16 protein-coding genes are annotated in these 18,365 nt (G+C 46.1%); 13 read left to right on the top strand and 3 right to left on the bottom strand.

Going from position 1 to position 18,365, the window contains the following annotated elements; all coding sequences use genetic code 11:
* The first annotated feature begins 83 nt into the window (after positions 1-83).
* Genes WC615_RS01335 through WC615_RS01290 form a run of 10 tightly spaced genes read left to right on the top strand, consistent with a single transcriptional unit; the run spans position 84 to position 11,781 of the window.
* Complete coding sequence (locus tag WC615_RS01335; RefSeq protein ID WP_372976347.1) at positions 84-1,535, top strand: radical SAM protein; 1,452 nt, start codon at positions 84-86, stop codon at positions 1,533-1,535.
* 7 nt (positions 1,536-1,542) lie between these two features.
* Complete coding sequence (locus WC615_RS01330) at positions 1,543-3,447, top strand: S8 family serine peptidase (protein ID WP_372976346.1); 1,905 nt, start codon at positions 1,543-1,545, stop codon at positions 3,445-3,447.
* A 1-nt stretch (position 3,448) separates the two neighbouring features.
* Positions 3,449-4,279 (top strand): cupin-like domain-containing protein, encoded by an 831-nt coding sequence (locus WC615_RS01325; protein ID WP_372976345.1) that lies wholly within the window; start codon positions 3,449-3,451, stop codon positions 4,277-4,279.
* A 2-nt stretch (positions 4,280-4,281) separates the two neighbouring features.
* Positions 4,282-4,833 carry a 2OG-Fe(II) oxygenase gene (locus WC615_RS01320; RefSeq protein WP_372976344.1) on the top strand — a complete coding sequence of 184 codons (552 nt, stop codon included), beginning with the start codon at positions 4,282-4,284 and terminating at the stop codon, positions 4,831-4,833.
* Between the two features lies 1 nt (position 4,834).
* On the top strand, positions 4,835-5,095 hold the full coding sequence (locus tag WC615_RS01315; protein ID WP_372976343.1) for a hypothetical protein: 261 nt from the start codon (positions 4,835-4,837) through the stop codon (positions 5,093-5,095).
* A 45-nt stretch (positions 5,096-5,140) separates the two neighbouring features.
* Complete coding sequence (locus WC615_RS01310; protein ID WP_372976342.1) at positions 5,141-7,003, top strand: hypothetical protein; 1,863 nt, start codon at positions 5,141-5,143, stop codon at positions 7,001-7,003.
* The gene (locus WC615_RS01305; RefSeq protein WP_372976341.1) at positions 6,948-7,319 is read left to right on the top strand and encodes a hypothetical protein; all 372 of its coding nucleotides are present in this window, start codon (positions 6,948-6,950) and stop codon (positions 7,317-7,319) included. The genes WC615_RS01310 and WC615_RS01305 overlap by 56 nt, the downstream gene beginning before the upstream one ends.
* A 13-nt stretch (positions 7,320-7,332) precedes the next feature.
* Positions 7,333-9,753, top strand: coding sequence for an outer membrane beta-barrel protein (locus WC615_RS01300; RefSeq protein ID WP_372976340.1), 2,421 nt, complete (start codon positions 7,333-7,335; stop codon positions 9,751-9,753).
* A gap of 22 nt (positions 9,754-9,775) precedes the next feature.
* Positions 9,776-10,390 carry a DUF4254 domain-containing protein gene (locus tag WC615_RS01295; protein ID WP_372976339.1) on the top strand — a complete coding sequence of 205 codons (615 nt, stop codon included), beginning with the start codon at positions 9,776-9,778 and terminating at the stop codon, positions 10,388-10,390.
* Complete coding sequence (locus tag WC615_RS01290) at positions 10,387-11,781, top strand: condensation domain-containing protein (protein ID WP_372976338.1); 1,395 nt, start codon at positions 10,387-10,389, stop codon at positions 11,779-11,781. The genes WC615_RS01295 and WC615_RS01290 overlap by 4 nt, the downstream gene beginning before the upstream one ends.
* On the opposite strand, the gene WC615_RS01285 is transcribed toward WC615_RS01290, so the two are convergent.
* Together WC615_RS01285 and WC615_RS01280 are read right to left on the bottom strand one after the other, a co-directional pair.
* Positions 11,778-13,553 (bottom strand): hypothetical protein, encoded by a 1,776-nt coding sequence (locus tag WC615_RS01285; RefSeq protein WP_372976337.1) that lies wholly within the window; start codon positions 13,551-13,553, stop codon positions 11,778-11,780. The genes WC615_RS01290 and WC615_RS01285 overlap by 4 nt on opposite strands.
* Positions 13,516-15,237, bottom strand: a complete 1,722-nt coding sequence (locus WC615_RS01280) for an ABC transporter ATP-binding protein (RefSeq protein ID WP_372976336.1) — start codon at positions 15,235-15,237, stop codon at positions 13,516-13,518. Before WC615_RS01280 ends, WC615_RS01285 begins: the two co-directional genes overlap by 38 nt.
* A 116-nt stretch (positions 15,238-15,353) precedes the next feature.
* On the opposite strand from WC615_RS01280, the gene WC615_RS01275 reads away from it, so the two are divergent.
* From WC615_RS01275 to WC615_RS01265, 3 genes are all read left to right on the top strand, one after another.
* On the top strand, positions 15,354-16,277 hold the full coding sequence (locus WC615_RS01275) for a glycosyltransferase family 2 protein (RefSeq protein WP_372976335.1): 924 nt from the start codon (positions 15,354-15,356) through the stop codon (positions 16,275-16,277).
* A 181-nt stretch (positions 16,278-16,458) separates the two neighbouring features.
* The gene (locus tag WC615_RS01270; RefSeq protein ID WP_372976334.1) at positions 16,459-17,580 is read left to right on the top strand and encodes an exodeoxyribonuclease VII large subunit; all 1,122 of its coding nucleotides are present in this window, start codon (positions 16,459-16,461) and stop codon (positions 17,578-17,580) included.
* A gap of 11 nt (positions 17,581-17,591) precedes the next feature.
* Positions 17,592-17,846 carry a hypothetical protein gene (locus tag WC615_RS01265; protein ID WP_372976333.1) on the top strand — a complete coding sequence of 85 codons (255 nt, stop codon included), beginning with the start codon at positions 17,592-17,594 and terminating at the stop codon, positions 17,844-17,846.
* Between the two features lie 14 nt (positions 17,847-17,860).
* Here the strand turns inward: WC615_RS01265 and WC615_RS01260 are convergent, their stop codons facing one another.
* A complete protein-coding gene (locus WC615_RS01260) occupies positions 17,861-18,355 on the bottom strand; it encodes a peptide-methionine (S)-S-oxide reductase (protein ID WP_372976332.1) in 495 nt (164 codons plus the stop codon).
* Positions 18,356-18,365 lie beyond the last annotated feature (10 nt).

Below are 18,365 nucleotides of genomic sequence, written 5' to 3'. Positions count from 1 at the left end.
CGTACAGCAGCAAATTTTTGTTGCTGTACGCTTAAGTGAACTGTTCAGCATGATTAATTAAAAACCGATTTAAATAGCCTGTTATGACACAAACATATAAGTCAAGCCCTTACAACGTATTGATCCCTGTTGAGGAGCGTAACGAATTTCTGTTATTCAATACACTCAACGGAGGAATCGAGGAGCTTAAGGAATCAGAAGGCATGCTCATGGCCGAATTGATCGCTTTAAAAGCATTCAGCAGGGAAATGTTTCCAAACGAAGACGGATTGATGGATTACCTGATCAACAGGGAATACCTGATACCATCCCAAAAAAACATGGTGGAAATCTTTGAATCCAACATCGCGCACCACCAGTTTAAAAACGCGGGAACGATTCACCTGACGATCGGAACAACGATATCCTGCAATATGGGATGTTCCTACTGCTTCGAATTTGTCAAGCCGAATCACACACTGAAAGATGACCGGGTGAAAAAGCAGACGGTGGCCTATGTTAAGGAAATCATCAAACATGCCGGGCATAACGTACATACCTTGTCCGTCACCTGGTATGGGGGCGAGCCTTTATTAAATGTCAGGGCCATCAGTGATATGTCTTTGGGGCTTATTGATCTGGCTGCGGAATGCAACATCAAATATTCTGCAAAGATCATTACGAACGGAATTTACCTTACTGAGGAAAATATGAATATTCTCGTCGCTAACCGCGTAAGCCTGATACAGGTGACGATCGACGGTGCAAGGGACGTCCATGACCGGAAAAGGCCGTTAAAGCAGAAAAATGCCGAAAATTACTACCGGATTCTGCGTAACCTTTCCGCGCTGCCAAAAGGGATCAATGTTGCGGTGAGGCTTAACGTTGACCGTGAGGTCGCAGATTCTGCGGAGTTACTGCTGGATGATTTTGAGAAATTCGGCGTATGGCCTGCTAAATACGATCAGGTGAGTTTCGACCCGGCGTGGTTGCGATCGTACGAAGAAATTCAGTTGAATGCGCAGGAAAAAGGTTTAAGAATGCATGTTGATGATTTTTTCGATTTTAAACAAAATTTCCGGCTAAGCCTGCTGGGACGCTTCAACAGGTATGCAGATTTCCATGGATTGAGACCGGGTAAACTTAAATGGGATATTCCTTCCTATCAGTCTACCTGCGCAACATGGGCATCACCGATCAGCCTTGTTGTAGATCCTAACGGATTCATCCACAAATGCTGGGAAACCATTCACGACGATTCATTTGCTCCCACTTCTGTCTTTGAGCCTTATGATCCGAGCAAGTTTGACAAATTTAGCGCATTTAACCGCTATACGCATAACGATGTTTGCAGAAACTGTAAGTACCTGCCGGTATGTGATAAAATTTCCTGTTCCTTTGAAGCGCTGAAAAACCTCGTTCCTCAATGCACCGAGTGGAAATATAAAACAGAGAGCTACCTGAAAGAACAGTATCTGCGGATGAAAGGCAGTCCGGAAATGATGATCGAGCCGCGGAATGCGTCAGCGCTGAACACCGGGCACTCCAACAAATGATCACATGATGAAGATCGGGATAATAGATACCGGAGCGGATGTGACGCATAAAAGGCTGAGCAGTCACCGTATAAGCGGCATAACGGTACTGAAGGACGAAACAGGCAGCATTGGCTTCGTTGCGGATAGATTCGCTGACCAAAAGGGCCATGGAACAGGGGTGGCTTCTATCGTTCTTCAGCACGTACCCGAAGCTGAGCTTTTTATTGTTAAACTGGAAGCTGCCGTGGGGGGCGTTACCGAGGAAATGGTGGAGAAAGGAATCCGTTATCTGCTGGAAAAAACTGACGTCCGGATGATCAACATCAGCATGGGTATCAAAACCAATACACCATCCTTCGGTTTGCAGCAAATCTGCTCTGATGCATTTTACAAGGGAGTGGTGATTGTAGCCGCTGTTCATTACCTCCATAACAAACTTTGCTACCCGGCACATTTCAGCACAGTGATCGGCGTAGGACAGGGGGTTGTGGACAGTAAATATAAATTCCGCTATCTTGAAAACAAACTGGCAGACGTCCTGGCCAAAGGCGGCCTGCAAAGAGTGGCCTACCCGGGAAATCAGTTCCGGTTCAGTGTCGGCACAAGCTTGGCGACCGCACATTTTACCGGAATTCTGGCCGATGCTTTTAATAAGGGCCTTTGGAACGACAGGGAAAATCTTTTGAGATGGATAAAGCATAACGCTTCAGCGGATATCATCAGCTTTACAAAACATGATATGGACATCAGCGGGCTTAAAAAGTCCGGGATGTCCGAAATAACCGAAACAGAGGTCGTCGCCGCCCTCCGGCCAAAATGCAGCGGTAAGGCAATAGCGATTTTTCCTTTCGAAGAAAAAGAAATGAAATCAATACTGGAATTCCATCATCTGCTGCCTTACCAGCTTACGCTTGCCATCGGATATCCAAGGTCGCTCAAGATTGACAATACGGTCGCCATGATGGAAAAACTGAATATCCGGCATCTTTTCGGGCAGCCCGAGGAGAATGACCTGAGCAGTTTTGATACCATTGTGATCGGCTATTTTCTGGATAAGCTGCTGGATCAGAACTCGTACTTCGGCTATACACTCATACGCAATTGTGTACTCAAGCAAAAAAACTTCATCGTATGGGATAAATACGTATACGATCTGATCTGGTCCGTGATAAAAGAAACAGGCACCGAATACCGGGGGGAGGTCTTCCTTACCGCTTTCACGGCCGCGCACAAAGAAAAGCTTTACTCGCTCATGGAATATGACCGGTTAACGGTGCCGTCCATTTGCGTGGTCGGCACCAACAGCAAACAAGGTAAATTTACCACCCAGCTTGTACTGAGGCAGATATTGGAAACGAACAGCTATAAAGTTGCACATCTCTCGACAGAACCGCAGGGGATCATTCTCGGTGCCGAATTTGCCTTTCCCATCGGTCATCAGGGTACCGTCGAAACGGATATCAGGGACTGGAATAAATCCCTGCGCTTGCTAACGCAGCTGATGGAAAGGAAAAGACAGCCGGATGTGATCGTTACCGGAAGCCAGGGCTGTATCATTCCGCGTCATCCGATGAACGACTCCAATGCGGCCGAAATGCTCAGTTTCGTCAAAGCGTTTTATCCGGACGCGCTGGTTTGTGCCATCAGCCCAAACGATACCATCGATTTCATCATGAAAACCGTCGAAGTTATCAAAGCTTATGTGAAATGCACGGTGATCTGTTTCGTGCTGACACCGTGGGAGTACCATTTAAAAGTTAACTCGCTGAATCAAATGCATGTGTATTACAAGCGGCTTCAGGATGAGGAATATCTTGAGAAGCTCAACTATTATAATGAACGGTTACCGGCACCAACATTCAATATCATGGATGCGAAGAACCACGGCCGGATCCTTGAACTTATCCAGCAAACCTTTTCAATCAATTAAAATGAAAAATATAGCAGCATTTTTAGGAGACACAACAGCGATTGCCAATGATGACATTGACCTGCTTACAAAAAAATACTTTAATGACAATTACGGTTACCCTGCCCGGCCGGTGAATTTTACCAAGGCTTTCCGGAACTGGGAGATCAGAACTAAGTGGTCTGAAGAATATCTCAGCCAGGCGCTTCAGTATCCTGAAGTGATGGAAAGTACGCCTGGAGCGTTACCCGCCACTATGACGCTGGAGCAATATATGGCCAATCCGACTGCAAGTCTTTATTATAAAACCGGACGCCATTTGTCAACAGCACTGCGACACGATTTTGCAAGTCCTTCACCGTTTAACTGCTGGTATGCAAATACCGGCCTCGGTCCTCCAAAAACGACGCTTTCCTGGCTTTATGCAGGGCATCCGGGAACAGGCTCTCAGCTACACCGTGATATATGGTGGACAAGCGCCTGGAATTACCTGATCAGCGGCAAAAAATTATGGATAGTCTACCCGGCGGTCTATACGCGCCAGATCGCTCAATCGCTGCCGGACTACCGGCTGCCGCTGGAGAACATTGACCTGATGTCTTATCTGGCACTGCGATATAAACCGATGACCTGTGTCCAGCAGCCGGGCGAGATGGTTTTCGTTCCGGGAGACTGTTATCATTTGGTGCTCAACCTCGAAAAAAGCATTTCCTTAACGGAGAATTTCATCAATGAAACGAACTATGATCTTGTCAAAGGATATTTCAGGTCCGGAAGCAGCCAGAAGAATTACGAAGATATCGAAGCGGTCGTAGCCGAAGGATTCAACAGTTTAAAACTTGTTACCGCATAATTATGGATATTTCATCTGAAACCGTTGACGGTAAGAGCATTTATATCATCAATAACGCATTTAGCCCGGATGAGATCGAAGCTTTTTATGAATATGCTATTGCCTTGCCCTATAAAAGGCTGGAAAAGAGTCTTTCTTATGATGAATTTCCCATCTTCAGTGCCGACTTCATTCCTGAGAAATTTGAAACGGAAACTTTTATCGGCAGGAAAGCCCGGACCCTTCTTGAGCAACTGTTTACAAACGGGTCCGCTTACAGGCTTATGCGCTCCTACATCAACTTGTGCTCCTACGGGGATGTGGAATATCCTCACCGGGATTGTCCTGTCGGACAGGATGATCTTACCGGATTATATTATGTCAATAAAGAGTGGAACTATAAATATGGCGGAGAAACCCTTTTTTATTCCGAAAAGGACTCACGCCTGGCCATCCTGCCTCAGCCCGGCCGGCTGGTTTTCTTTCCGGGGGACATCGAACACATGGGCTCGATCCCAACCCGGATCTGTAAAGTACAGCGATTAAGTTTGGCCATGAAATTCAAATTAAAATAAAATGACACCAGTTACATTACGCATTATTAAAGTATTATCCGAGGTGACGGAGGGGGAATACGAAGACCTGTTCCCCCCGGATATCACTAACGATGAAAAACTTCAGCTTCTGACCTCCGAATCAATGCTTGCCCTGGTTTTTGTAACCTCGCTGGAAGACGAATTCGAGATAGAGTTTCAGGATGATGAGGTCGACGTCTCTTTTTTTAGCAGCATAGAAGCCTTAACAGCGAAAGTACGTAAATATGTGCAGGCTGCATGATAACGCCTCCGGTGTAAATCGAATGAACCGGAATAAGCATTTTGTATGGAATCATCAATTATAACATGGACACTTTCGGATTATTGCCAGATCATCGGCGACGAAGCTGCTGCAGGTGCGCCCGCATTGCTGTTCAGCTATCTTTCAAAAAGATCGCATAGCCTTACTTCCGGCGAACGGAAGCTGATCCAGGATGGCAAGTTGGATAAACTCGCTGCCGGACTTAAAGGCAGCCTGATCGAAAAGGGGATTTTAACCAGGGACAAGGAAGCCCAAATGCGATCTGTTGTCAACGAGTGCCGGTCATTTGATAAGATAACGGTGGTTTGTACCGGGGAGGCGAGACCAGCGGATGTCAGGGCATGGCATGAGTTTATTGTTAAATATGATGCTACCAGTGCGTCTTTCCTTTTTTTAGACGATGAGCTGCCTGCAGTCCGAAACAAGGCCGCATTGGCCGAACAGGAATTGCAGGCGCTCCAACCCCAATATACCCGGAATTTTTTTAATATTCGCTATGACCGGCAGCAGGACCGGCTGTTGGTTTACGGAATCAAACCGGAAAATGATTTTCAGGCTGTTCCTGTGCATACACAATGGCTGGTACAGCAGGCCGGGCGTGAAGGGGAATTTGAAGCCGGCGTTAACTGGGGGATCTCCTGTTATGATTATGAGCGGGAATTTGCCAATAAATACTTCGGCAGGCTGAACTTTCTGAAAGATGTCAGAACAAGCTCGCTGGTCAACTCGAAATTCCGGTGGTTTAAAGAACTGCCATTTCCGGGCCTTATCATAGACCAGGATCAGGCGAATACAGAACCATTGTTGCACCCACAATGCCTGTCATGTGCTTTATTGCCTTCATGTGGAGGGTATACCCGGAACCAGGAAGTCGTTTGTCCTACATTTAAAGCAACAGCCTTTGACATGATCCCCGTCTATGTAAGACACCTACACCTTTTCGAGGTGCCGGAAGAGCATAAGAGCTTTGGCTTGCGCAACAAGCTGGCCGTAAAAAAAGAGGTGGATGAATTGCTGCTAAAGCTGGTGTGTGCCAACACTGACGACGTGACCAGGTTTGATATGGAGCACCTGATCAGTGAATATGACCGGGGATTTCGTCTGTCGAGAAGCGGTCAGAAACATTTATCACAGCAAGTGGTGTCTGCCGCAGACCAGCTGCTTGGTCACTATTATGACAAGCCCTTCGAACTCGCTTACCTCAAAACCTGCAGTACTTCTGCCCAGTCTTACCTCGCCTACAGGAAACGCCTGTTCGCAGAAAGTGATGCGATCATCAGCGAGGGACTTGATTTTGCTACGCAGCTTTTAGAATATAAAGAGGCAGAAATTGCTTACCTCATTCTGTTCCAGATGTTGTCGAACAGAGCAAAGGTCTTTCTCGTCCGTAAGAATTACGGGGATTGGATAAAGGAAAGCCTGAACGCCTTGCATTTTCTGCTAAACGCCGCGCAACCAGATGAGGTGCCGCCAGTTGATTTCTCCTGTTTTTCGCGTATCGACGGGAACGTCGTTAACGCTTTTGTGCTGGAGATGCTGGGCAACGTTACCATGATGCTCATAAAGGACCCGTCTTTCCAGCCGGGCTACGAATTGCTGGGAAAGATCACGATAGATCGCCCGCTAACCGATTTTAAACTTCAGTTGTCGTCATGGGTCAGCCTGAGCAATGCCGTTATGGAAAACAATCATGCGTATATCAGGGCAAACCTGAAAGATTTTTTGATGATTAAGAACGCCTCTTCGGACATCAGGCCGTTACAACTATATTTAAAGACAATCGTAAAAAAACAATGTCCCGACTTGCTCAATAAATTAAAAACAAATACCGATGAAGCTAACTTTTTTACTACTTATTCTCCAAACGAGCGTACTCCAACTTGCTAACTACACTTACAAATGGCAGGGTAGCGATGTTGCCGGTCATTGTTACGCAGGCTTTGAAGACTTTAATGGCAAACAGGACTTTAGGTTAAAATCAGGCGTGAGGGACGCTTTTCTGCTGGAGATGAAGACCAGGCTGTCGAAAGGAAAAATGAAGGTGCAGCTGAAAGAAGGATCAAAAATACTTTTAGATAAGGAGCTTGCAGGAAGAGATACGGTCTCCATCAGACTGAGCAATCCTGACAAAACCAAATATAAAGTGATATTCTTGGCCAGCCACGCTTACGGCAGCTTCGATTACCAGTACCGCACCAAATAAATCTGAACTTGCAATGTCATCCTTACCTGCCCGTTTCTGTCTTTTCCTTTTGTGGTTGTCACCGGTGACAGCTTATACCCAGTCAGTTGGGATTTCCGGGCGCGTTACCCTTGGAACCGTCGCGGCTGAACAGGTGTCGGTAACACTCAGGTCTGCTAAAGACAGCGCGCTGATCCGGGCAACGACAACAAACGCCCAAGGCCAATACATACTTACCTCCGTTACACAAGGGAATTACCTGCTGGTTGCATCGGGTATCGGGATCGTCAACCAGTCTAAAGAGATAAGCGTTGGTAACGAGGACGTTGTGGCACATTTTAGCATGCAAGAGTCTATTACCATGATGAAGGATGTGACGGTCAGCGCCAGAAGACCGCTGATTACCAGAAGTATTGACAAAACAGTTGTCCATATCGAGAGCAGCGTATATAAAAAAGGGGAAAACGGTTATGCTTTATTTAACGTCATACCCGGGGTTGTTGCCGACAATGCCGGATCGGTTACTTTTGGGGGGACCAGGAATGTCACGGTATATGTGGATGATAACAGGGTCAGATTACAGGGAGAGGACCTGATGCGGTATCTCCGTTCTATTCCTTCGGAAGATATCAAATCTTACGAGGTCAGAACGGTTTCCGGTGCCGAATATGAAGGTTCCAGCACTGGTGTGGTGATCAACATCGTATTAAAAAAGGAAGCCAGGTATGGTTTAACCGGGAATGCGAACTCCAGTTTTGAGCGCCACCGGTATTCCAATTTCAGCAACGGGGCGGACCTGAATTACCGGGTCGGAAAATTGAACATTAAGGCTAATTACAATTATTACACTGGAAAGAACTTTAGCGACGATAGTCAACATCAGTTTTATAAAGATGCCGGAATTTATACGGATCAATTGAACCTATACCGGGACGATCATGTTCACCTGCATAATCTCTCTGGGGGACTGAGTTACTTTTTGACCGGCAAACAACTGGTCTCAGTAGATTACCGCCTGATGGAGCTCAACGTCGCCTCTGAAGGAAATGTTACCAATATTATGAGACATAGTGCCGGAGACACGGCGATCGATTCCGCTTTCAAAACGCTGAACCGCAAGGCAACCGACATTGACAATCAACAGGTAGATGTGCTTTACCGGATCAAACTTGACACGGCTGGAAGTAAACTGGATGTGGCCTATAATTATCTGGGCTATCATAATGCCTTGTCGTCCGATCTGATCAACACATTTCTTGATAGTAACGGCCAACCGACCCGGGATCCTCAGGGGATCTCATTCACCAATCCCGCTAGGGTCGGGTTCTCCACCTTTAGCGCAGATCTTCTGACAATCTCTGACAAAAAAACGAGCTTTCAGATCGGTTCACGATACAACACATCCGAGACGGATAACGCAATCAATTACTTTGATGGTTTTGGGTCCGGCGGTGTATTTAACCCGCAACGATCAAGCAGCTACGTTTATAAGGAGAATATATTCGGTATTTACGGAACATTCAGCCATGACTTTCAAAAGTGGAGTGTGAAGGCCGGATTGAGGGGGGAAAATACAAATTACAGCGGCAACAGCCGGTCACGGATCCAGGAAGCTTCCATGCTTTTTATCAGGGACAACAGGTTTGACTTTTTCCCCTCTTTCTTCGTTCAATATAAGCCTCGGGAAAAAGACCAGTTTTCCTTTGCATACTCCAGAAAAGTGACCAGGCCATCTTATACTTTACTAAACCCGATCGAAGATATAGCGGATCCATATTATGTTTCCAGGGGCAACCCGGACCTTTTGCCTTATTTCTCCGATAACCTCGAACTGAACTACACCAGAAACAGCGTTCATAATTTCAGTCTGTTCTACAACAGGCTGCGCGGCATTATCAATACGGTTTATTTCTCAGAAGGAAAGGTGATTGTAGAATCGTATGCCAATGCGAATAACGAAGATAAACTTGGACTCTCTTACAGTTCGGTGATTAGTTTAACGAAATGGTGGGAGGTTACCTCTTATTTAAGTTTGACCTATGACCGCATTTACTTACTGGACCGCGAGACAGCAATCAGGAAGTTGCCGTTCTATGGATCCCTCACCAGCCGTTTTCAATTGCCCGGGGGATATCATGCGGAAGTAAACGGCTTTTATATAACCAATAACTTCTACAGTATTTATGACCTTAAACCACAGGGCCGTATCAATTTTGCATTCAAAAAATCTTATTTAAATAACAAGCTTACCGTTACGCTGAATGCCAACGATCCCTTTAATCTGACACGTATCGGTTACAGGATCGATGAAAAAGATTTTTACCGGGACGTTAACAGAACGCTTCCGACAAGATCCGTTTCCCTGGGCTTGTCCTATTCATTTTCCAGCGGGCGGAGGAAAGGGGAGAACATAGATAAAAGCGACAACAGCGCAAGTGAGAAGGACAGGCTTTAAATAAATGAACAAAACGATACTTATGAAGACTAAAGCGACCTATTTTCTGCAGATTTTTCAACAGGCGATCGCTGATTATCATATCACGGATACCATCGATAAAATGCCTGTAAACCGGTACGCTGCGGGCAGCGTTGAAAACCTGTTCTTTCACAAGGCAGCAATCGATACTGTGCAATGGCATGTGGAAGACCTGATCCGCGATCCGGGAATAGATCCGTCTTACGGGTTGTTCCTTAAAAGAAAAATTGATCAGCTGAATCAGGAGCGAACAGATACTGTTGAAAGGCTGGATCTATACTTTTTTGAACGATACGGGCAACAGCAAAGGGCAGGATGCCGGCATAACTCGGAGACATTGGGGTGGGCCTATGACCGCTTATGCATCCTCGAACTAAAAAGTTTTCATGTCGGCGCTGAACTGGAGCGCCCGCAGATATCGCAGGAGCATTACAAGAACTGCCTGAGCCGGAGCGAAATCATCCTGTGCCAGAAAAATGATCTGTTGAATGCGATAGACTGGATGACGGACGATATCATCGAAGGAAAGATAAATATAAAGCTTTACCGACAGCTGAAAATGTATAATGACCGCAATTTTAATCCGGTTCTGTATGCTATAACTAATCCATCATGAAAACATCATTCTCTGCCTCTGATATCCAAAGAAAGTGCTGGCTGACCAATCTGCAACTGGCCGAAGCGTCGTTGCCGGAATTGCTGATGCTGAAATTTACCCGACCGGTGGTCAACATTGAAGCGCTGCAATCTTCGCTGGCGCAACTGAGCAAAAGGCATGAAAGCTTACGGACCGTTTTCTTCGAGCATGAGGGAACACTGATGCAGGATATCCGGGATTTTGAACATGAGGTTTTCCGGATGGAGACCTATCAGATCAAAACAAAAGATGATGAAGCTTTTGTCGAAGCAGCCTGCGCTAAGGGGAACCGACAGTTGCGCGATCTTCAGCGGCTCCCTCTTTTCAAAACATATTTGTTTGAGCTGAGTGATGGCAGCCATCTGTTTATCCTTTTTATTCATCATATTATATCGGACATACCTTCGCTGAGTATTCTGAAAGATGATATTAACAGCTTCTACGCCGCCGCCGTCAGAGAAGAAGAGCCCCGGATCCCCCCCTTAAAATGCCAGTTGAAAGATTTTTCGGAACAACTCCTGAAAATTCAGCTTAATGGCCGGCACTCCCTCTCATCATTCTGGAAAGAAAAGTTTGGTCAACTGCCCGCTCATGTAGACTGGCATCCGGCATTTGATACTTTCTCCCGAATGACCGGAGTTGAAAGACCGGTCCAGCAATATGCAGACAAGACAAGTGTACTGTATGCGCTGCAAAATGGACCGACCGCTGAATACGGGGTCAAATTTGATGACCAAACGGCAGCAGGCATCAAACTTTTTTCAAAGAATAACAGGACAGGGGTCAGCTCTTTATTTTATTCCAGCCTTTTTATTTTGCTGAGCGCGCTGACCAGGTCAGCCAGGATAATCATTGCCTCGCCGATATCTTTAAGAGGCGCCTATCCGCAGGCAGCGGAACTTATCGCTAATCTGAATGCGGGTATTTATTTGACCGGGTGCCCTGATCCTGAAGAGAGCGTAGAAGCCATGACGACCAGGACCTATCATCAGTTCATCAAAGCCTACAGGAGAGGGATCACCGACCATGCCATATTTGACTTCGATACGGATCTCTTAAGGATAAATACGCTAGTATTCATGAACTTTCAGAACAGGAATATTATCGGTAAGCCGGCTGAGCACAATTTTGTCGAGGGGCACCGGAAAAGTGGTAACACGTATTACATGCTGACTTTTGATATCATGGAATATGCTGATGTCTTCCATTGCAGCTGGTATTACAATTCCTGGATGTTCCAACCTGGGTTCATCGAATGGATGGCCGGGCAACATAGCCGCATCATACGTCTTATGATCAATGAGCCCGGGCTTAAAACCGGCCGGCTGACGGCCAGCTTTGCGCCGGCTGACTTAACGGCCCAGGCCTAACAGTTTACAAACTGCCGGAATTCACGCTCCAGGAAATCGATGAATAACTCAGGCGTAGCTTCCTGCAGTGGCAAGGAGCATGTTTCAAACTGATCTGCCTTCAGTTGGTTGAGTTTTACAAATGCAGCTTCCCGGCTAACGGAGGACCTGATCAGTACGGCGCATTTTACCAGCGAGTTGAACCACCAGTGTTTCGGATGATAAGCGATATCGAACTCGGCGAAATTTCCGGTGTAGACCAGCATGAAAGGTGAAATTCTGCTACCGGGGTTTTTGTTCCTGATAAACCGATAAATGCCGTTCGCCAGATGCATCATCCCTGTGCAGGGGCCGAAAACGGCGGTGATCCGCGGATTAGCCAATAAGCTCATATCCATCCGGATACCCAGTTTTTCGGCGATGATGATCTTGCCGGAGACATGCGCCGGAAGGTCATTGTTCAGCCTGCTCCTCAAGTCTGTTCCGTTCTCGTCAAACAACAGCACTTTCTTTTGTATGCTGCTTGTTAAATGTTCAATAAGTGCCAGCTGTGCCGGATAAGGCAAAGTCTTGTGTACTGAAGAGGTGGAGAGCAGTAATGCGATCACCTTTTCATCCGCCTTCACATTTTGCACTTCCATCCATTCCTCACCTGCTGCAAGCTCTTCTTTCAACATTTTTATTTCAAACTCCCTGTTGATTCGTGCAGAACGGATATTATCGATGCTATTACCGACGGGTTGTGTGGTATTAAAGATGGTTTTGAAATTCCATTCTGAATGGTCCTTGATGTCGTGCACACTCTTATTGAAATAACTGAAAATGGGCAAGCTGCGGAATTTGGCATCATGATGGCGCGTGACATATCCAAGGAAGTTGCAGGTGATATCACTTTCATAAAGCACCAAATCAAAGTGCTTAAAGTCAAGGTCCTCCCATTGCTGATAAGCCACTTTGAAGCTTTTGTCAAGGGATGGTCCGAATATCTTGTTAAAGCTTTCGACCTTTTTTTCATCCCGGCATATGACTGTGATATCACTTCCGGGGAAGGCCCGCCTGATGTTGATGTTGATATTTTGTAACCAAAAGCAGGAATCACCAATGTAAAATTTTCTTCGCTGGTCATCCAGTAGCAGGATGCGATGAAATGCCTGGCCGATCTTCTCCTGGTTTGTAGCCCTGATTGTTTTCAGTAAGTTATTAAAGGGTTTTTCCTGGTCGGCCAGCGGATATCCTTTATAGGCTTCAAATAATTCCTTTTTGAATTCTTTGAGCCGGGTAAACTCATCCGCTAAAAATGACTGCTGGATCCGTTCTGTTAAAACACTGACCGGGGGCAGATGAAGGGGCATCACTTCAGCCGCTGAAAGGTCAAGCATCGAAAAAAGCTCCGGCTGGTGGTAGCGTTGACCCTTTAATTGTTCAAAGTGGGCAGTCAGCGAACGGATCAGGCTTTCTTCGAGTGCAGGATGAGTAACGATCACATCATAATCTTCAAATGGCATTTGGCTTAACGGTGCTGTCGATAAAAAAGGTTCGATTAACGATTTGAACTTTGAGTCATCCGGCCAGAGATCAGAATAAATGCCGGCATCAGCGTCGTTTACTGTTATTTTGCTTTGCCTGGATGGCAAGGCGAACCCGCTGAAGATGTAGCATAAAGTATAAATCTGACTGATCATCTTTATGTCAATGTTTTGATTAACAACCAGATCGCCCACTTTATTCACAATAAGCAGGCGGCTGTTCGCGAAATTAAAGTGCCTTGCAGGCTTCTGCTGGGGTATATTCATTTTTTGTCTGCTGACGGTTTATAGTTTCTAACGGCAGTACATGGTCGAACAAATGCAGAGATGACGTGCGGTGTGTCACAACGATGACGATACTGTTGCTTAATGATTTTTTTATTGTTTTTAAGATCTCCTCTTCTAACTTGATGTCAAGGCTGGCGGTTGCTTCATCAAAGATCACAATACCGGGGTTTCGCAAAAGAGCCCTCGCTATTGAAACCCTCTGTTTCTGGCCATCGGATAGTAGCGTTCCTGTTTCGTTGATGACCGTATCTTTCCCATCTTTGAGGTTGTCAAGGATATCACTTAACCTGGCCGATCGGATGGCGTCTTCCACTGCGGCGGCGGTCGAGTTAAAAGTTCCGTACCGGATATTATAAGCAATAGAGCCGAGGAACAGCTGATTTTCTTTTTCAATAAGTCCGATCCGGTCCTGCCAGTCCTGGCAATGCGCCAGCTGTGTATCCCCATTGACCAGTATTTCGCCAGCTGTAGGTGGTAAAAAGCCGCATATCAAGTTAACCAGAGAACTCTTGCCGCAACCGCTTGGGCCGGTGATGCCATATATGTTCCCTGCTTTGAATTCAAAGTTGATGTCTTCCAGGATTTTACTGTCACCCAGCTCGAGAGAAACATCTTTCAGGGTCAGCGAACGCAGCGCCTCGTGAAACTCCACCTGTTTAGAACAGGTCGCTCCGCCGGATGACGCAATGCTGTAGGTTGACTTTATATAGGGATAAACCCGTTCCATAGAAATTACAGCCCGGTTGAGCTGGGTATAACTGTTCATGATCGTAATCGTCGGGCTGAACAAACGGTTCAGATACTGAATGAACGCGATCAGCGCACCCACCGTCATCGATCCCCTAAAGACATCACTGCCGCCGAAAATCAGCACGATGACCGGCCCGATCGCGATCAGGAATGTGATGGAGTTGGTATTCAGCGTAGATGCTTTTATATTTCCCAGGTAGGCGGACAATAAGGAAGTTTGCGCATGTTTCAGACGGTCCGCTTCATATCCGAAGGTGTTGTAACTTTTGATTACCCTGATGTTCTTCAGCTTTTCCAGAAAGAAAGTATTCAGCTTTTCTTCCTGCCGCTGTACCTCCTTGAACTTTGCCTGCAGAATGGGGGTGAAATATTTCAGGCATATAATGATCAGCGGAAGGATCGCCAGACTGATCAGCGTGAGTTTGGCATTAAGAATAAAAAGCATGACCACAATCCCGACGACGCCCAAAAGGTCATTCAGGAAAACCAGTATGATAGCTGACAGGGATGTCTGAATGTTTTGGACATCGTTCATCACGGTATAAAGGATTTCACCAGAATCAGCTTTTTTGAAAAATTCCAGGGGGCGCTGAAGCAATGCCTTAAGGATATCCATACGTATATCTGCCACAATTCCCTGACTGACTTTCATCTGGAGGATATCACTGCCGATGTTTGCTGCTATCCTGATCACGTAGACGCCCGTCAGCACAAGCATGACATAAGCAAGATCATGAAAATTGCCGTGGGGAAGCGTTTGGTCTATGATGATCTTTAAAGCATAGGGGGTTGCCAGCGAACCGATACTGCCGGTGATCAGCATCAGGACCAGCAACGTTTCATTCAAAACATACGGCTTGAAATATCTGGAGAAATACTTTAAGTGATGTGCGTGGCTTTTGGATGAATTCATTGAATAACGTTTTCCTAAAGGTAGGTAATAATCTTAAATCTTAAATTATTTTTTAAGATTTAAGATTAAACTTTATCTTGCTGGAGAATTGCTGAAAAGCCATAATCTGTTAACTGATGAAACTAAGCGTTTGCATATTTACATTCAACCATGAGCAATACATCGCACAGACAATTGAAAGTGTTTTAAGGCAGATTACTCATTTTGACTTCGAAATCGTGATTGGTGAGGACTGCTCGACAGACGGGACCGCAGAGATTGTCAGAGCTTATCAGGAGCGTTACCCTCAAAAAATAAGGGCTGTTCTGAACACGATCAATAAAGGCATGATGCAGAATAATGCAGACACGATTTTACAGTGCAGGGGGGAACTGATCGCCCTGTTGGACGGAGATGACTACTGGACTTACCCGTTCAAATTACAAAGGCAGGCGGAGTTGTTGGATAAGGAACGGTCCTGTACCATTTGCTTTCACGACGCAGCGGTACTGAATATTAACGGGCAGTTCGAAGATAATTTAACCTGCTGCAGCAATCTGAAAAGAACCATCTACAGATTTACGGATATCATCAGCGACGTAAGTATCCTCACGAACAGTATTATGTTCCGAAGGTCTGCGCTCGCCGGCTATCCTCCCGACTGGTTCTTCACCCTGAATGCTCCTGATCGTCCATTATACCTGCTCTTATCTGCCGTCGGATCAGCTTATTACTTTAAAGCCTGCTGGTCAGTCTACAGGAAACATCCCGGCGGAACGTGGACCGGTCAGCACTATCAGTCGCGCTGGTTGACCCACCTGAAGATTTTTAGGACGGTTGACAGGCATTTTGATTTCCGTTTCACATATAGCTTCCGTCGAAGCGAGCGCCTGATTTGCTGTTTATTGGCATATGATCTGTTGAAGGACAATAAAATAAAGCGGGCTGTGTTGTTTTTCAAAAGGGCCCTTGGGCTGCATCATCACAAAATCTGCATAAACCGGATGACATTGCGTTTCCTGATTATGCTGGCAGGCAGAACCCGATGGTCGCCCCGGTAAGCACCGGATCACGCTGCCCGGTACAACCATGTTAAGGATATGTCGCTCACAATACATCTTTTTACATGCAATCTCTCAGGGCCATCGGACATGTTTTGGATGTCCTTATAATTATAATAGGGATAATATAGGTAAGACAGACACCTACGCCCTGCCAAGATTTTTAGTAATTTTGGGAACAATGGAAACGGAAAGCCCTGCAACCCTGATTTACTCACCGTCTGCTGTATTAAACCTGTTCAACAATTCGATCAGCATCAGCCAGAGCAAGCGTATGGTCCGCCTGAAAGGTGTGTTCCTGCAGGGGAGAAGCAGCGCATATAACGGTTACTACTATGATACGTTGCGTGATGAATCTTCGGATGCCCAGCTCACGCTGATCATCCCCGCCCTGATCCGAAATGAACTTCAGCACAATAAGACCATCACGGTGAACGGCTTTATCACCAAGCGCGTGATGAACAGCTCGGGCAGCATTCAGATCCAGCTTACCGTAACCTACCTGGTCGAACAAAGCCAAAACAAATATTCCGAAGATGACCTGGCCAAGATCAGCCTGCTGCAGGCGAAAGCGGCCTACGGTTTTAAAGATGTTCAGGGTTTTATTAAAGGTAAGATACTGACTGAGGAACCATTCAAGATCGCGGTCATCATCGGCAAAAGCGGCATTATCGATAATGACATCAAACACCAGCTGAAAGAGTCCATCGGGTTTTACGATCTTCAGTTCTTCCGGGTCAGTCTCACCAACGAAAGCGAACTAACAGGTGAAATGAAGCGCCTTGACGACTTGGGCTTTGACATTATTGTGGTTTCCCGCGGTGGTGGCGAACAAATGGAAGTCTTTAATAGACTGGGCCTGGCTCAAAGAAGCACTACCCTGCGCGCGCTTTTCGTTACCGCCATCGGGCATAAGGACGACGTCAGCCTATTACAGCAAGTGGCGGATAAGGCGTTTATCACCCCGACGGCCTTTGGCCAATTCCTAAATGAGACCTATAACTTTACCATAGAAGAAGCCGCTCACTCTAAAGCCAAACTAGTCGAATCCGTCAAAACACAAATGGCGGCAGGCTACCAGAAACAGATCGACAACCTTAATGAACAACTGAAAGGGGTGGAGCAATTGAAAGCCGGAGCCGAGCAACTGCAAAATGAAAAACTGGTGCTGCTGAATGAACAGATATCAGCTTACAAAGCGCAGGTAGAAACGCTGGAAAAGAAACCGGCGGTGAACTGGGTATATGTTATCATTGCAGTAGTGATCGGATTGCTAATTGGTTATTTAATCAAAGGACGTTAATGACAAATCAAATGAACGCAAAAATATTCTCCTTTAAAGTAGCGGGCGTGGTGCTCGAAGCGCAGGACGAACAGTTGAAACTGAGCCCGAGCTTTGACCGTAAGGAAGTCCTTGCACCGCTAAAAGAACGGTTTGAAGCGGAGAACTATAAAATTGACGAGACCTCGCTGAGTTACAAACTGATCGATGACCAGCGTTATATCCAGGGCATTGCTGCTGAGAATGAAGCGCCAAAAACGGTCGGCTTTCAGTTCGGGAAATCCTAACGTAGATTAGCCAGTTACGCCTCGCGCTCCGGAGAAATATGTTTGTCAAAGCGCCTGATCAGTTCCTTTAACTTGGGGTTGACAATATTCCGGCAGAATGGCTTCGATGGATCTTTGTAATAATAGTCCAGGTAAGTTTCATCGTTCAATCTGAAGGTTTGAAATGGCAGCACCTTGGTAATTATGGGTTGGTCAAAATCTGCCTGTATCTCACTTATCGTTGTTTGAGCTTCCGCTGCTTGCGCATCTTCGAAAGTATAAACCGCCGACCTGTATTTCTCCCGCATACTGTGTTGAGCGGTACAACTATGGGTATGCAGGTGTATAGCGATCAAAGTCTGTAGACTTATTTCTTTCTCATGGTAGGTGACGATGACCGCCTCTGAAGGCGCCATGTTCCCACCATTGGAACTTATCCACCCTTGTTCGACGAGCATTACGCCTTTGAGCGACCGAAAGATCGCTTCGGTACACCAGTGACATGACCCGCCAAACCCGATTTTTTGCATAGCTGATATA

Origin of the sequence: Mucilaginibacter sp. (genome assembly GCF_041663085.1) — a bacterium.
Taxonomy (GTDB): domain Bacteria; phylum Bacteroidota; class Bacteroidia; order Sphingobacteriales; family Sphingobacteriaceae; genus Mucilaginibacter.
The sequence above is the reverse complement of the archived record's forward strand: the minus strand, read 5'-3'. Positions and strand labels throughout refer to the sequence as shown.

Excerpts from the sequence above, each read along its gene's own strand:
- WC615_RS01335 (WP_372976347.1), top strand. The coding sequence starts at position 84 with ATGACACAAACATATAAGTCAAGCCCTTACAACGTATTGATCCCTGTT.
- WC615_RS01330 (WP_372976346.1), top strand. The coding sequence starts at position 1,543 with ATGAAGATCGGGATAATAGATACCGGAGCGGATGTGACGCATAAAAGG.
- WC615_RS01325 (WP_372976345.1), top strand. The coding sequence starts at position 3,449 with ATGAAAAATATAGCAGCATTTTTAGGAGACACAACAGCGATTGCCAAT.
- WC615_RS01320 (WP_372976344.1), top strand. The coding sequence starts at position 4,282 with ATGGATATTTCATCTGAAACCGTTGACGGTAAGAGCATTTATATCATC.
- WC615_RS01315 (WP_372976343.1), top strand. The coding sequence starts at position 4,835 with ATGACACCAGTTACATTACGCATTATTAAAGTATTATCCGAGGTGACG.
- WC615_RS01310 (WP_372976342.1), top strand. The coding sequence starts at position 5,141 with ATGGAATCATCAATTATAACATGGACACTTTCGGATTATTGCCAGATC.
- WC615_RS01305 (WP_372976341.1), top strand. The coding sequence starts at position 6,948 with ATGAAGCTAACTTTTTTACTACTTATTCTCCAAACGAGCGTACTCCAA.
- WC615_RS01300 (WP_372976340.1), top strand. The coding sequence starts at position 7,333 with ATGTCATCCTTACCTGCCCGTTTCTGTCTTTTCCTTTTGTGGTTGTCA.
- WC615_RS01295 (WP_372976339.1), top strand. The coding sequence starts at position 9,776 with ATGAAGACTAAAGCGACCTATTTTCTGCAGATTTTTCAACAGGCGATC.
- WC615_RS01290 (WP_372976338.1), top strand. The coding sequence starts at position 10,387 with ATGAAAACATCATTCTCTGCCTCTGATATCCAAAGAAAGTGCTGGCTG.
- WC615_RS01285 (WP_372976337.1), bottom strand. The coding sequence starts at position 13,553 with ATGAATATACCCCAGCAGAAGCCTGCAAGGCACTTTAATTTCGCGAAC.
- WC615_RS01280 (WP_372976336.1), bottom strand. The coding sequence starts at position 15,237 with ATGAATTCATCCAAAAGCCACGCACATCACTTAAAGTATTTCTCCAGA.
- WC615_RS01275 (WP_372976335.1), top strand. The coding sequence starts at position 15,354 with ATGAAACTAAGCGTTTGCATATTTACATTCAACCATGAGCAATACATC.
- WC615_RS01270 (WP_372976334.1), top strand. The coding sequence starts at position 16,459 with ATGGAAACGGAAAGCCCTGCAACCCTGATTTACTCACCGTCTGCTGTA.
- WC615_RS01265 (WP_372976333.1), top strand. The coding sequence starts at position 17,592 with ATGAACGCAAAAATATTCTCCTTTAAAGTAGCGGGCGTGGTGCTCGAA.
- WC615_RS01260 (WP_372976332.1), bottom strand. The coding sequence starts at position 18,355 with ATGCAAAAAATCGGGTTTGGCGGGTCATGTCACTGGTGTACCGAAGCG.